The following is a 14,939-nucleotide window of genomic DNA, read 5'->3' as shown; positions in this document are numbered from 1 at the left end:
GACATTCTATCGTCGCCACCGTTCCTATCGAGACTGTAACAGTGTGAGCACCGTTTCAGGCAGTTGGTTCGCTTGCGCCAGCAGTGAGGTTGAAGCCTGCTGGACTATCTGGGCACGCGTCATTTGGGAGATTTCCACCGCATAATCAGCATCCAAAATACGCGAACGGGATGCAGTCAGTGACAAACTGGTCGAGGTATTTCCCTGAATAACTGACTCTAGCCGATTTTCCAGAGCACCTAATTGACCGCGCTTGGCATCGACGCGCGAAATCGTCTGATCGATCGCCGATAGCGGATTAGGCGGAGTACGTAAACGTTGCGAATCCTCAGCCTCATACACGGTAACAACGGTTCGATTATTCTCAACGTTAGTTGAAACAGAAGAGGTCATAGGGTAATACAACACGATGTCCCCCATACCATTGACAGTTTGCAACAAATAACTTCCGTTATCACCGCGTACTACTTTGGCTGTTTTATTTGCACCTTCCCCATTGATAAATTCTTCAACGTTGAAAACGTATCCTCCGTCACCATCATCACGCATCACGTCGGTGTGGGTTCCGCCAGCTCTGTCGACATAGTTGACCTGAACGTTATTATTTTCAGGATCAAGGTGTGCGGTGCTGGTTCCTGAAACATAAGGCTGATCGCTTACTGTTATTGCCTGATTACGATCAGAGACGACACGGATGGTATTCTGCGCACCGCCCGTTTTGATTGTCACATCAGCACGATAGTACGCATACTGATCGGGGCTAACCTGCTCTTCCACATAGTAATAGCCACCGAGATGCACTAAAGACAGATTACCGTTGGTGGTTTCATCTGCCCCATCCAGCGAAAGCTGGTAATCTGCGCTGGCTATGGCAACGGCAGGTGCAGACAACACCCGCTGCATTGTGCCTCCCAGCATGGCTTGCGTGACACGAGTATCATTCTTGGCCTGCGCCGTAATACGGTGCTGATCGCCCTCTATGGTGAGCTCGGCCTCATAGTAATAGGCATTATTTTGAGAGCCTTGCTGAATCCAATATTTACCATTAGCCTGCACGAGCTGGGTGTTCGTGGCTGACATTGTATTTCCATTACTGTCTTGAAAGCGCCAGCTTGAAATGGACTCTCGTGCAGTGCTGGTAACCACCGCGCTGGCAACGCCAATACGGACACTACTCTCCCGCGTGTCAGTATCATGGGAAGCACTAATGGAGGCTTCCATCAATCGACCACCGTCTCCACCAACCTGCATCATATCGCGACTGCTGCTACGACTCGGTCGCACAAGATTGGGGCTATTTGTCCGGAGGAACATAGTTCACTGAGGTATACGTTGCATCGTCCAGATTGATTCGGCTGGAGAACCCCGTTAACGTGGAAACCGGTGTAACCGTGGCAGGTGTCCCCTGAACATTCATCCCCCACAAACCCAGTTCTTTTACGCTAAAGCCAGGAGGACCAAGATCCACACCACGGTTTCGTTATCATTGGCCCCCACTTGCAACGATGTAACGCCGCCCTGACCATCCAGCAGCGATATACCATTATAAAAGACGCCCAGGTATCCAAGCGGTCAATCTCTTTGAGGTTGATATTGATTTCAGCCTGAATGCTGTCGCCGGTATCGCCGCTAGTAAGAGCCATTCACCCCTTGTACGGTTAATTCACGAATGCGCTGCAATCGTGAATTAATTTCATCCAACGCCCCGAGCGTCGTTTGAGAGAGAGAAATACCGTCATTGGCATTACGCGAAGCCTGAGTGAGTCCACGGATATTAGCTGTGAAACGGTTGGAGATCGCCTGCCCGGCAGCATCGTCTTTTGCGCCATTAATTCGTGAACTGGTAGAAAGTCGCTCAATGGCTTGACCCAATGCAGAAAGCGACCGTTTCTTTTGATTTTGAATACCCAGAGAAAGTGAATTTATTTTTATTGATGTCATACAACACTCTTTAGAAGCCTGTTCCTGCTTTTGAATAAAAAATGTTCACCGTGCGGTTAGGCAATCGCCTACGTTTGCGCACAGTGTAAAAACCAACATCATTGCTGACAAGTCAATACTTTACATTTCAGATTTTGCTAGCTCAAGCGATTTAATGGAGAGAGGAAAGAAGCGCACGAATGGCTAAAGTGTTTCTCACTACGTTATAAAAGAAGCGGTGATATGTTAATCACCGCTTCTTTTTCTAAAATACTATTTATTCACATCATAAATTTCACCGATGGCGAAACTCTCTGGTTTTTCTCCAAGGCAATAGCGCCGCCAGCATTCATGGAACATATCAGCAACATATTTGGAAATTAACTCTTTTTGATTATTTTCGATTGTCATGCGCCCGCGTAAACCAAGGCGAATCTCATTTAATTCTTCGGCCTTCTCCGCCCAAGAAACAGCATGATCAATATATTCTTTTTTACTGTATGCAACGAATTCAGGCAGTCCAAGGGAATACATAATTGATGCACCTTGCCGTGATACCAATGTTTCCCCTGCCAATGAAATGGTGGGGACCCCCATCCAAGCAGCATGGCTTGTCACAGTACCACCAGTGAACGGGAAGGTATCCAACAATAAGTCAACATCATGATGTGCTTGTAGATACTTTTGTAGCCCCGCCGACTCACGTAATGTAATTCGCCCCTCATCAATGCCTCTGTCACGTAATTTTTGGTACATGTCAGCCCACAGAACTCTGGCCATATTGCCAATAATCATTCGCGAGGTAGGAACACGCTTCAGCACATTAGCCCAAATATCTAAAACATCATTATTGACTTTATTAGGTCGGTTAAAGCTGCCGAAAGTAAAGTAACCATTCTCCAGCGCAGGGAGGGGATTAATGGTTTGATTTTCTTCTTTACTGCCAAAATTGCGGGGCAAAGAGAGGTAAATCAATTTTTCAGTAAATTGGGCTTCAATTGCTGGGTCTTTTGGCACAGGGAAGATAGTGGCATAATAATCCATCGCGGGTAACCCTGTCGTGGAGTGGTAACCAACCCAAGAAATTTGTACGGGTGCCGGTTTCAGTGCAAAAGTCGGCAATCGGTTGTGCCCTGTGTGTCCAGCAAGATCGACGAGAATATCTATCTTATCCTCTTTAATCATTTCCGCAAACTCTAGCACGCTCGCATATTGAATTTCTCGCCATTTATCTGCCGTTTTTTCAAAACGGTCTGTACCTGCATTACGTGAATAAGGCGGAGCGCTGTTATAACCATATAGCTCAAACTGGCTGCGATCCAGAGCATCCCAAATAGGCGAAAAATAAAAGCTTACTGGGTGGTTGTCGTGAAAATCGCCTGAAACAAAACCAATACGCAATTTGCGAGTAACCGATTTGTCCGTAGGCTCATAACCTTTGAACGTTTGCTGTTCTACCCACGCCATCAATCCTTTGGCATAAGCGAGGTGACAATCAAATATTTCTGCGGCGCTTGCCTTCCCGCTATGAGTGAGAATAAAAGCCAAACTACCGTAGTAGCCATAATCAACCAATGGGTTTTTAATCGCCCGGCGAAGAAATGCTATGCCTTCATCAGTCTTGGCTTGCTCACATAAACAGCTACCTAATAGATTAACGATTTGCTTACTTTCTGGTGCTAGCTCATAAGCCTGACGTGCACAATATTCTGCTCGTTCATAGGTTTTACTCTCTTTATGCAATGTACTAAGCAGATACCAATCCGGTGAGCTTTTTCTATCACACCTTAGCAGTGCCCGAACCAAGCGTCCAGCCTGCCAAGACATACGATAGTCGTATAATGCCATAGCAAGTTCGGAATAAATAAACGTGCTGGTGGAATGAAAAGATAACATACGTGTCAACATTCTGATTACGGAAGCATGATCCGCCATACGTTTGTAAAAGCGCGCGAGATAATAGCAGCCATTTACGGTTTTCAGCAGGCGTTCTTGTTCTACCAGTTCAATGGCGCTCTTGTTATTTCCTTTAATTATAAATTTATTGATCTCTAAAACCAGTTCGCCATCGACAGAATCATCCAATTCTTCCTGCGCTTCACGGCGAGCTTTCTTCGCAAGGCGTTCAAAATCGCGATTATAGAATCCGCCCGCAGAAGCATCACTGGAGAATAACAATAGCGAACACGCTAAACGTCCTATATCACGCAATTCTACATCTCGCGCAACTTGCTGAAAATAGTTTTTCCAGCCTAAAATAGATGCCGTTAGCAACCCTTTGCGATGTAATGAATCAAGCAAAGCCTGATTATCGGCCGTTACTTCTTGTTCTTCTTGCAATAGTTGCTCGCGCTCAGCTTCAGTAATATCAACGGACTCATGCCACTGGTTGACAACGGAAAGTCCATCAACATTCACGAGAAGCTGTGTTTGTATGCCTTCGGGAACAATTACCTGATGCGTATCACTCGCCGAATAAGTATCTTCATCCAACTGAAAATGCAGGCTGGCAATCCCTTTTTTAAACAGCGCCGTGAGGGCTGCCAGCACCTTTTTCTCATGGTTGAACTCAATTGCTGATTCTGGATCATTATCAGGAAGACGTGTATGAAAAACCAGCTGTTCGAAGCTCACGCTATATGGCCATGCTTCACCCAACACATCCAAAACGCCCATTGTCACCATATCTTGCGTCGCTACAGGGATCCCATCGTGTCCTGCCACACAATCGGGTGTATGACGAATATGCGAGCTTGTGCGGCGAAAACTACCGGCCCAACGCATCTGTTTTAGGCGCTGATAGTCCACACGCTCCAGAATCTCAGCTTTACGCGCATGGGACGTCAAAAGACTAAAACGACGATTACGGTTAACCGCTATGTCAAGGTATTGTTGGCCAAGTATTTTACCCCCATCAGCCGTAATGCCTTCCCATAAAGGTTTTGTATCTTCATCATAATAATCGGCGTGTTCGGTTGCAGGTTGCGCATCCCCTATATAAGCGAGACCAGCGTTCTCGATACGTGCATTAAATTCCACCAAATAATTGGCTTCATTTTTTGCTTCGAGAAAATAATGGCCCAATAAAGTGTCTGAAATAGATTCGTATTGCTTAAGTATATGTTTGAGGAACGGTTTAATTGGATTGTGATTATGTGTGACATCCGTGAGCCACGCCAACATCGCTCGCCCTTGTTCCAGCTGCCCTTCATAGCTGATGGCACGGCTGCTATGCAGTTGAATCGCATCACGCACCATGTCTAATGCTTTTGCACCCGGTTGGCATGGCCAGTCAATCGCAGTAATCCCCTGACTCGTCAACTTCTGCTGACAAAAGGTTAGCAAAGCGTCGATTATGGTATTGGATAGCAGAGAAAAACTGTTTTGGATAATAATATAATCGAAGTTCTGCCATTCACTTGCCAACACATCGGGAATAGAGAGACTATGAAGTTGTAAATTGCAAGGGGCAAGCTCACTTACACGCTGATGGCGGTGCGTAGAATGGGATTCAGTATCCAACTCGACACCAACCACATTGGCAAAAGGATGAGTAGTCACAAACGGCAGAAGATCGGCTCCGTCACCACAGCCTAAAATAAGTACCCGGGCATATCGAGCCTTCACAGTTTCCAAACCGTATAGCCATGCGACAGAACGCAAGTGTTCTACCGCACCGTATACCCGCCGTGCACCCGAGGGAACCGCTACCGTATCCGTCGCCTGCTTCTCTTCACTCACTTTTTTGCTCTCTAGCGCCACCATATTGTTAACCTCTGAGTCAATTTATTGCCTATACTACTAAAACACTCTTAGCACCAATGCAATAATGACCTTTGCCATATGGTCTCTTATCCAAACGTAAAAAAGGTCAGCCGAGGGCTGGCCTTTTTTCAACACTGCTATGTCATTAACGCAGCAGAGACAGAACGGTCTGCGGAACCTGGTTTGCCTGTACCAATACAGCGGTACCAGCCTGTTGCAGAATCTGGTTTTTGCTCATGTTAGACACTTCAGTGGCCACATTAGCATCTTCGATACGGCTACGCGCAAAAGTCAGGTTGCTTACCGTGATGTTCAGGTTAGTGATGGTAGATTCAAAACGGTTTTGAATCGCACCCAAATCAGAACGTTGGTTATCAACGGCTTTAAGAGCAGCATCAACAGTTTTCAGAACATCTGCCGCCATAACGTCGATACCACCAGAGTAGGTATTAACAGAACGGGCATCTGTACCCACCATTCCAGACAGAGTATTAGTTACTGTCGCATAGGTTGTGGTAGCAGCAACTGAAGGTACTGTTTCGTTCCCATCAGTATCTGATTGAGCCGCCTGAGAAGCTACTGTAGCAGAAGCACCCAATGCTGTAGCTGTAGCTGTATCAGTAAATGCAGCAGTGGCTTCAGCACCCACTGCAGAGCAGCCCAGTTTGTTCCAGCCAGAGTTAGCATTCAGGCTGATGGTAATGGTTTCATTATCGTTGGCACCAACCTGGATTTTAATATCGGTGCTACCGGTGTTGTCAGCAAGAACTTTGTTACCGTTGAATTGAGTTTGCTGCGCAACGCGGTTGATTTCCTGCAGACGCAGGTTCACTTCAGACTGGATGGAGTCGATGTCAGAAGCAGAGTTGGAACCGTTTTTCGCCTGAACGGCCAGTTCACGGATACGTTGCAGGTTGTTGTTGATTTCGTTCAGAGAACCTTCAGCAGTCTGCGCGATAGAGATACCATCGTTAGCGTTACGAGCAGCCTGAGTCAGGCCCTTGATGTTCGCGGTGAAACGATTAGCAATCGCCTGGCCAGCAGCGTCATCTTTAGCGCTGTTGATGCGATAACCTGAAGACAGACGTTCGATAGCTGTCCCCAGTGCGGACTGAGATTTGTTCAGGTTATTTTGTGCTACCAGCGACAGGCTGTTAGTGTTGATCACTGCCATATGTTGTATTCCTTTTTCAATTCAAGTCAGTTAGGGGGACAGCGTCTGCCGCCCACGGTTTTCTTCACCGTCCTACCCGATATCGGCACCTGTTTCAGAAGCTTTAATGATTTTTTGAAATTTCCTTTCAAGATTTTTCCCCGCTAGAATGCACGCTATAGATCACGTTATAGATTAAAGCAGCAACCGTATAGCCATGATCGGAAGATTATCGCTAAACTTTATTATTCATTTGCCGATAAGCGATCGTAGGCATCAAACTATCGATTAAGGAATCACCATGGCAAGCATCAGCTTTACAGGTTCCACCAGCGGATTGAGCAGCATACTCACGCGGTTGACTGATAACGAAAACACGCGCTTAATCCCGATCAAAAACCAACAAACTCTCTATACAAATCGGGATAAAGCGTTTGACACGCTGAAGGCTGCTTTAGAAAAACTGAATACAGCCAGCGAAGCGCTTGCTAAAGCAGAAAGCGTCAATAAAACCACTGTCAGTAGTACTAACACTGCGTTTACTGCCACAACCGACAGTAAAGCCTCTACGGGTTCTTATAGCCTGGAAGTGAAAACACTCGCTACCGCACATTCATTGCTCTCTGGCGAATTTTCCAGCAGTAAAGAAAAGTTGGGAAGCACCACTGATGGTGGAACGCGCACGCTAACGATCACCCAGCCAGGACAGAAAAAACCGTTAAAGATTACATTAACTGACGGACAAACCACGTTGGAAGGCATTCGTGACGCCATTAACAGGGCAAACGGCAGTGTGGGTGCCAGCATCATTAAGGTAGATGACGATACTGACTACCTCGCCATCACTGCAAAAGACACAGGCAACAAAGCCAAAATGTCTATCATCGTCACCGGTGACGATGTACTTAATAGCAAACTGAATTACACTGCGGGTGCAACGGACGAGGACGTTGGCAGTGGCGCAATGAAACAGCAAACTGCTGGCGCAAATGCCGTTATCACCCTGAATGACATCACTATCACGCGTCAAAGCAATACCATCAGTGATGCTATTGATGGTGTAACCCTGACGCTAAAAGCCGCTACGGAAGCTGACAAACCAGAAACGCTCTCCGTAACCAAAGATATCGCACCGATGCAAAAGGCCGTACAAAGTTTTGTCGATGCCTACAACGCACTGCAGACGACGATTGGCAACCTGGCAAAATACACTGCCGTAGAGCAAGGTTCGGATGCACAGGATACAAGCAACGGCGTATTGTTAGGTAACGGCACAGTGCGCGGTATCCAAACCGAGCTAAAGACACAACTCTCCACGGCACAAAGCGGCATGGATATCAGTACGCTGAATGAAATGGGGATCAAGCAAAACCCTACAACTGGAGCGCTTGAAATCGACAGCGAGAAGCTGAAAACCGCATTAACTGACAAATCATCTGAAGTCACTGAATTTTTTGTTGGCGATGGTAAGAAAACTGGTCTTGCCACTCAGTTCAATACCTACTTAGATAGCGTATTGGATTCCAAGAAAGGGGCTATTCAGACGGCCAAAGACAGTATCGCGGCTACACAGAAAACGCTTAAGAAAACCTACGAGCGTACGCAGCAAAGTATTGAAGACAATATTGCCCGCTATAAGGCTCAATTTACACAGTTAGATAAACTGGTCTCTCAAATGAACAGCACCAGTGATTATCTGACGGCACAACTTGCAGCGCTTAACAAAAGCAGTTATAACAAAAGCAGGTAATGGAGAAGGCAACTGATGTATAGCAGAAATGGCAGCCAGGTCTATGCACAAGTCGGCCTGGAAAGCAGCATAATGAGCGCCAGTCCACATCAGCTTATTGTTCTGTTGTTTGACGGTGCACGCAGTGCGCTGGTACGGGCACGAATCTTATTGCAACAAAATGATATTACTGGCAAAGGTAATGCGTTATCCAAAGCTATCGATATCATTACCAATGGTCTCAAAGCGGGTCTGGATGTAGAAAAAGGCGGCAAATTGGCAGAAAACCTGGCCGCCCTTTACAACTACATGGTTCAACGTCTGATGATTGCTAACCTGCATAACGATGCAAAAGCGATTGAAGAAGTTGAAACATTGCTCAATAGCATCTCAGAGGCCTGGCGCCAGATCGGCCCAGCACCGCAAACTGTACAGAGCGGAGCGGCATAATGACAACGCCTTCGCAACTGCTCAAAGATTATCAGCAGCTTCAGCAACTGAGTCGGCAGATTTTGGCTCTGGCTAACAACGGCGCATGGGATGAAGTGGTCGAACAAGAGATTATCTACATCCAGTCGGTGGAGAACCTGAGCAAGACGCCAATTCCTGATAATCTGGACTGTGTGATGCAGTTGCAATTTCGCAAGATTCTGCGAGAAATTGTGGAAAGTGAAGCGCAGATAAAAGAATTGCTGCAAAAACGGATGGATGAGCTGAGTTCATTAATGCAGACATCTGTCAGGCAGCATAATGTGAATGCCTCTTACGGTGAATTTTCTCCGCAAGGGGTCATTCCCGGTAACGTAAATCGTGGAGAGTAGTCCGCTCCCGACGGCTAAAAGCGTACAATAAAAAACCGTTCTGACATCATCAGAATGGTTTTTTTTCAGCCTATATCTGCAAATTCGGTTTATCTGCTCTTTGATTCAGACCGAGAGACTCATCATTTCCTGGTAAGCAGCAACCAGCTTGTTACGCACCTGGATACCCATTTGCATATTGATTGAGGATTTCTGCAAATCCACCATGACATCATTCAACGCTACGCCCGGTGTACCTAAAGTGAACTTCTGAGCTTGCTCACGAGCAGCTTGCTGAGTACTGCTAATGTTATCCAATGCTGATTTTAGCTCGCTAGCAAAACCAGGCTCGATAGTCGGTTTCACGACAGGATTGTTCCCCGCTTGTAACGCGGTAGCTTGCAATTGCTGCACGACGCTCTCAATACCTTGAACTGACATTATCGCTCACCTTTTTCCGACGGCATCGCTTCGCGAGAGCGAGAGATCCCGCACATGATTAGGCAACAGAAAGTCTGACATTCATCATCCCTATCGCACAAAAATCACCCGATTAACACAGTGCACTAAACTACCATATCAGTCTTATCCTAAAAGGCATAAAAGACGGAGAAAATGCCACCTTATCGGGGCATCGTTTTTACCGTTACGGAAAATAATACTATACTGACAAAAGTAGGTGCATGTCTTAACGATTGCGCAATCAGGGAGTGCTGTTTTGTTACGTACCAACGTTAATTTTATCGTTCAACAACCAAGCAGAGAACGAGTATGAACGCCGCAACCGGTTTTGCGTCCGGTGGGAAAGGGTTTGGCGAGATACTCAACCGCTTGTGCGCCAATCCTAAAATTCCCCTGCTCATTGCTGCGGCAACTGCTGTTGCGATCGTCGTTGCCATGGTTTTATGGGCCAAAGGCCCGGATTACCGTGTGCTCTACAATAACGTCAACGATCGTGACGGTGGAGCGATTGTCAGTGAACTGACAAAAATGAATATCCCCTACAAATTTGCCGAAGGTGGCAGTGCGATACTGATCCCCGCGACAAATGTGTATGAAACCCGTTTACGTTTGGCACAGTTGGGGCTTCCCAAAGGTGGTGCAGTGGGTTTCGAATTGCTGGATCAAGAAAAATTTGGTATCAGCCAGTTCAGTGAGCAAATCAACTATCAGCGCGCGCTGGAAGGTGAATTGTCACGCACCATTGAAACCCTCGGGCCGGTGCAAACGGCACGCGTACACCTTGCCATTCCGAAGCCATCATTGTTCGTTCGGGAGCAAAAAGCGCCTTCTGCGTCAGTAACATTGAATTTGCAACCGGGCCGCGCTCTGGATGAAGGGCAAATCAACTCCATCGTCTACATGATCTCCAGCAGCGTATCAGGTTTACCGCCGGATAACGTCACGGTGGTAGATCAAATGGGTCGCTTGCTCACTTCCGCCGGAGCCGCAGGGCGTGATGTCAATGCCACACAGTTGAAATACGTGACTGAAATTGAGTCCATGTATCAGCGACGCATTGAAGCCATCATCGCCCCTATCGTTGGCGGCGGTAACGTGCATGCGCAAGTCACGGCACAAATCGATTTTTCAGCGCGTGAACAGACAGACGAGCAGTATCAACCTAACTCCGCACCGAATCAGGCCGCTATTCGTTCTCAGCAAACCAGCCAGAGCGAACAACGCGGCGGTCCGAATGTCGGTGGCGTACCGGGAGCACTCTCTAACCAGCCGGCGCCAGCACCGACGGCACCGATTGCTACACCGGCAAATAACGCTGCGAATGCCAATAACGCCAACCAGAACCAAAACAATAACCAGAATCCCCAGCAAGCTAATCAGCAAAATCAAAATGCTGCCACTGGCACACAGGGAAATGCGGTTATACAAACGTCAAATTCTCGTAATGATGCAACCACAAACTACGAAGTTGACAAGACGATTCTGCATACTAAACACAGCACCGGCGGCATCAAACGTCTTTCCGTTGCCGTGATCGTCAACTATCTGCCACCCGGTGAAGATGGTAAACCTATCGCGTTATCGGAAGAGCAGATTAAGCAAATTGACACCGTTGCACGGGAAGCCATGGGCTTTTCAACGGAGCGTGACGATTCATTAAATGTGGTTAACACACCGTTTATGTCTACCAGCGATCCGACCAGCGAGCTCCCCTTCTGGCAGAAACAAGCCTTCTTTGAGCTGATGGTGGAATTGGGTCGTTGGCTGTTGGTTCTGCTGGTTGCCTGGATCCTGTGGCGTAAGTTGGTCAGACCGCAACTCAAGAAACGTGAAGAACAACAGGCTACGGCGAATGCAGCTGCGCAAATGCGTGACAGTGCCAACGATGTCATTGTCAAGCTGAGCAAAGACGAAGAAGAACTGCAACGCCGCTCACAACAGCGTATTAATACTGAGTTGCAGAGCCAGCGTGTACGCGATCTGGCTGAGAACGATCCGCGTGTTGTCGCCCTGGTTATTCGCCAATGGATGAGTACTGAACTATGAGTATGACAGGTACAGAAAAGAGCGCCATTTTGTTGATGACGGTGGGTGAAGATCGCGCCGCCAAGGTGTTTACTCACCTCTCTATGCGCGAAGTGCAGCATTTGAGTGCTGCGATGGCAAACTTGCGCCAGGTCTCGCCGCAACAATTGGCTGAAGTCCTCAAAGAGTTCGAAATTGAAGCGGAACAATATGCAGCACTGAGCGTGAATGCTAGTGATTATCTGCGCTCGGTGTTGGTGAAAGCGCTGGGCGAAGAGCGCGCATCCAGCTTACTGGAGGATATTCTCGAGAGCCGCGAAACCACGGGCGGTATCGAGACCCTCAACTTTATGGAGCCACAAACGGCTGCCGATATTATCCGCGACGAGCACCCACAGATTATCGCCACAATTCTGGTGCATTTAAAACGTGCACAGGCTGCCGATATTCTGGCACTGTTCGATGAGCGTCTGCGTAACGATGTCATGCTACGTATCGCTACGTTCGGGGGTGTTCAGCCTTCTGCACTGGCGGAACTGACCGAAGTATTGAATGGCTTGCTGGATGGTCAGAACGTGAAACGCAGCAAAATGGGTGGCGTTCGTACTGCGGCTGAGATTATCAACCTGATGAAGAGCCAGCAGGAAGAAGCGGTTATCGATGCGGTACGCGAATTCGATGGCGAACTGGCACAGAAAATCATCGACGAAATGTTCCTGTTCGAAAACCTTATCGATGTGGACGATCGCAGTATCCAGCGCCTGTTGCAGGAAGTGGAATCGGAGTCGCTGCTGTTGGCACTGAAAGGCTCCGACGAGCCGTTGCGCGAGAAATTCCTACACAACATGTCGCAGCGTGCGGCAGAAATTCTGCGCGACGACCTCTCGACGCGCGGTCCTGTCCGTATGTCTCAAGTGGAAAACGAACAGAAAGCCATTCTGCTTATTGTGCGTCGTCTGGCCGACAGCGGCGAGATGATCATTGGCGGCGGCGAGGATGCTTATGTCTAATCCCGCTGACAACATAGCCTGGAAGCCCTGGAAGCTGAAAGATTTGGCGTCACCCTTTGATGCTGAACCTGAGCCGGAAATCGACGCGGTGGTACTGGAGCAGGTGGAGCCGGAGCCAGTGGATCAGTTTCGTTCCTTTGAGGCGGAGCTGGAACGCATGCGTGAGCAAACCATGCGACAGGCGCGTGAAGCGGGTTTTGCTGAAGGGCAGCAACAAGGGTATGACGCAGGGTATCAGGAAGGGCTAAAAGCGGGTACCGAGCAGGGGGCACAAGACGCATTGCAACAACAGCCGCTGATCGATCACATGCAGCAAATGGTGAGCGCTTTCCAGCAGACATTGGATGCGATGGACAGCGCCATTCCGGCGCGCTTGACGCAGCTAGCATTGACCGTTGCAAAACAGATTATTGGTCAGGCACCGTTGTGCGATGGCACGGCCCTTCAGCACCAGATTCAACAGTTGATCCAGCAAGAGCCACTGTTTAGTGGGAAAACACAGTTACGAGTACATCCTAGCGATCTCGAGCGCGTAGAGGCCGCACTGGGCCCAACGTTGGAGCAACACGGCTGGCGTTTATTAGCCGACGGTCAACAGCATCCCGGAGGATGCAAAGTCAGCGCAGAGGAAGGCGATCTCGATGCCAGCCTTGCTACGCGTTGGCATGAATTATGCCGACTGGCTGCGCCGGGAGAATTATGATGACCCATCATCTCGCACGTTGGTTTGCCGAATTGGACGCCTTTGAAACGCGTATCAAGGAGACTCCTGCTGTTCGCCATTGTGGGCGTTTAAAGCGTGCGACAGGGTTAGTGTTGGAAGCAACCGGACTGCAAATGCCGTTGGGTGCAACCTGTCTGATTGAACGTCAAATGGGCAGCAAAACGGATGAAGTCGAGTGCGAGGTGGTTGGCTTTAATGGTCAAAGCCTGTTTCTGATGCCGCTGGAAGAGATGGAAGGCATCGTCCCTGGCGCGCGTGTCTATGCCCGTGCGGCAGCCCAGGGTGTTGTTCAGGGTAAGCAGTTATCCCTAGGTCCAGAATTGCTTGGCCGGGTTTTGGACGGTAGTGCCAAACCCCTAGATGGATTACCCGCACCGGAAACAGGTTATCGTGCACCGCTGATCACTGTGCCGTTTAACCCGCTACAACGAACGCCGATTGAAGATGTGCTGGATGTAGGTGTACGCGCCATCAACGCATTATTAACGGTGGGCCGCGGTCAGCGTATGGGTCTGTTTGCCGGTTCCGGCGTTGGTAAAAGTGTGCTGCTCGGCATGATGGCGCGCTATACCAAAGCGGATGTGATCGTCGTTGGGCTGATCGGTGAACGTGGTCGTGAGGTAAAAGATTTTATTGAAAACATTTTAGGTGACGAAGGTCGTGCGCGTTCGGTAGTGATCGCCGCACCTGCTGACGTCTCTCCCCTGTTGCGTATGCAGGGTGCCGCTTATGCGACGCGCATTGCCGAAGATTTTCGCGATCGCGGCCAGCACGTGTTACTGATTATGGATTCCCTGACGCGTTATGCCATGGCGCAGCGTGAAATTGCGTTGGCCATTGGTGAGCCACCGGCAACCAAAGGCTACCCGCCTTCCGTGTTTGCCAAGCTCCCGGCGTTGGTTGAGCGCGCAGGCAATGGCATTCACGGTGGTGGTTCGATCACGGCGTTTTATACTGTGCTGACAGAAGGCGATGACCAGCAGGATCCTATTGCGGATTCTGCGCGTGCTATTCTGGATGGACATATTGTTCTGTCGCGGCAACTGGCTGAATCTGGCCATTACCCGGCTATTGATATTGAAGCCTCAATCAGCCGTGCCATGACGGCACTGATTGATGAAAAGCATTACGCGAGCGTAAGGCTGTTCAAACAGCTACTCTCCAGTTATCAACGCAACCGCGATTTGATAAACGTGGGTGCCTATGCGGCAGGCAGCGATCCGACGCTGGATCATGCTATTCGCCTTTACCCGAAGCTTCAGGATTTCTTGCAGCAGGGCATATTTGAACGCAGTGGTTATGAGGCTTCTTGCCAGGCCTTAAACGTCATTTTTCCCCGTAACGAGTAGGA

Annotated in this window: 12 protein-coding genes and 1 pseudogene; 7 read left to right on the top strand and 6 right to left on the bottom strand. The window is 48.6% G+C overall.

What is annotated here, in order from left to right:
* Positions 1 to 24: 24 nt before the first annotated feature.
* From ACMZI0_RS12980 to ACMZI0_RS12960, 5 genes and pseudogenes are all read right to left on the bottom strand, one after another.
* The gene (locus ACMZI0_RS12980; RefSeq protein ID WP_415673257.1) at positions 25 to 1,254 is read right to left on the bottom strand and encodes a flagellin; all 1,230 of its coding nucleotides are present in this window, start codon (positions 1,252 to 1,254) and stop codon (positions 25 to 27) included.
* 40 nt (positions 1,255 to 1,294) lie between these two features.
* The gene (locus tag ACMZI0_RS12975; protein WP_415673452.1) at positions 1,295 to 1,468 is read right to left on the bottom strand and encodes a hypothetical protein; all 174 of its coding nucleotides are present in this window, start codon (positions 1,466 to 1,468) and stop codon (positions 1,295 to 1,297) included.
* Between the two features lie 2 nt (positions 1,469 to 1,470).
* Positions 1,471 to 1,941 (bottom strand): annotated as a pseudogene (locus ACMZI0_RS12970) (flagellin FliC); the annotation flags it as partial.
* Between the two features lie 252 nt (positions 1,942 to 2,193).
* A complete protein-coding gene (locus ACMZI0_RS12965) occupies positions 2,194 to 5,685 on the bottom strand; it encodes a methyltransferase regulatory domain-containing protein (protein WP_415673256.1) in 3,492 nt (1,163 codons plus the stop codon).
* 145 nt (positions 5,686 to 5,830) lie between these two features.
* Positions 5,831 to 6,859 carry a flagellin gene (locus tag ACMZI0_RS12960; RefSeq protein WP_415673255.1) on the bottom strand — a complete coding sequence of 343 codons (1,029 nt, stop codon included), beginning with the start codon at positions 6,857 to 6,859 and terminating at the stop codon, positions 5,831 to 5,833.
* Between the two features lie 280 nt (positions 6,860 to 7,139).
* Here ACMZI0_RS12960 and fliD point away from each other — a divergent pair, with 280 nt between their 5' ends.
* From fliD to fliT, 3 genes are read left to right on the top strand one after another with little or no spacing between them, the layout of a single operon-like run.
* Positions 7,140 to 8,588, top strand: a complete 1,449-nt coding sequence (gene fliD / locus ACMZI0_RS12955; protein WP_415673254.1) for a flagellar filament capping protein FliD — start codon at positions 7,140 to 7,142, stop codon at positions 8,586 to 8,588.
* 15 nt (positions 8,589 to 8,603) lie between these two features.
* Positions 8,604 to 9,017 carry a flagellar export chaperone FliS gene (gene fliS / locus ACMZI0_RS12950; protein ID WP_415673253.1) on the top strand — a complete coding sequence of 138 codons (414 nt, stop codon included), beginning with the start codon at positions 8,604 to 8,606 and terminating at the stop codon, positions 9,015 to 9,017.
* On the top strand, positions 9,017 to 9,388 hold the full coding sequence (gene fliT, locus ACMZI0_RS12945) for a flagella biosynthesis regulatory protein FliT (RefSeq protein WP_415673252.1): 372 nt from the start codon (positions 9,017 to 9,019) through the stop codon (positions 9,386 to 9,388). The genes fliS and fliT overlap by 1 nt, the downstream gene beginning before the upstream one ends.
* A gap of 105 nt (positions 9,389 to 9,493) precedes the next feature.
* On the opposite strand, the gene fliE is transcribed toward fliT, so the two are convergent.
* A complete protein-coding gene (gene fliE, locus ACMZI0_RS12940; protein WP_415673251.1) occupies positions 9,494 to 9,808 on the bottom strand; it encodes a flagellar hook-basal body complex protein FliE in 315 nt (104 codons plus the stop codon).
* A gap of 330 nt (positions 9,809 to 10,138) precedes the next feature.
* On the opposite strand from fliE, the gene fliF reads away from it, so the two are divergent.
* From fliF to fliI, 4 genes are read left to right on the top strand one after another with little or no spacing between them, the layout of a single operon-like run.
* The gene (fliF, locus tag ACMZI0_RS12935; protein WP_415673250.1) at positions 10,139 to 11,875 is read left to right on the top strand and encodes a flagellar basal-body MS-ring/collar protein FliF; all 1,737 of its coding nucleotides are present in this window, start codon (positions 10,139 to 10,141) and stop codon (positions 11,873 to 11,875) included.
* Positions 11,872 to 12,864: a flagellar motor switch protein FliG gene (gene fliG / locus ACMZI0_RS12930; RefSeq protein ID WP_415673249.1), complete on the top strand. Its 993-nt coding sequence runs from the start codon at positions 11,872 to 11,874 to the stop codon at positions 12,862 to 12,864. The genes fliF and fliG overlap by 4 nt, the downstream gene beginning before the upstream one ends.
* Entirely contained in the window at positions 12,857 to 13,567 is a 711-nt protein-coding gene (gene fliH, locus ACMZI0_RS12925; protein WP_415673248.1) for a flagellar assembly protein FliH, read from the top strand. The genes fliG and fliH overlap by 8 nt, the downstream gene beginning before the upstream one ends.
* Complete coding sequence (gene fliI / locus ACMZI0_RS12920) at positions 13,567 to 14,937, top strand: flagellar protein export ATPase FliI (RefSeq protein ID WP_415673438.1); 1,371 nt, start codon at positions 13,567 to 13,569, stop codon at positions 14,935 to 14,937. The genes fliH and fliI overlap by 1 nt, the downstream gene beginning before the upstream one ends.
* Positions 14,938 to 14,939 lie beyond the last annotated feature (2 nt).

Source organism: Symbiopectobacterium sp. (assembly GCF_047692315.1).
Lineage (GTDB): Bacteria > Pseudomonadota > Gammaproteobacteria > Enterobacterales > Enterobacteriaceae > Symbiopectobacterium.
This window is presented reverse-complemented; position numbering and strand designations above follow the sequence as displayed.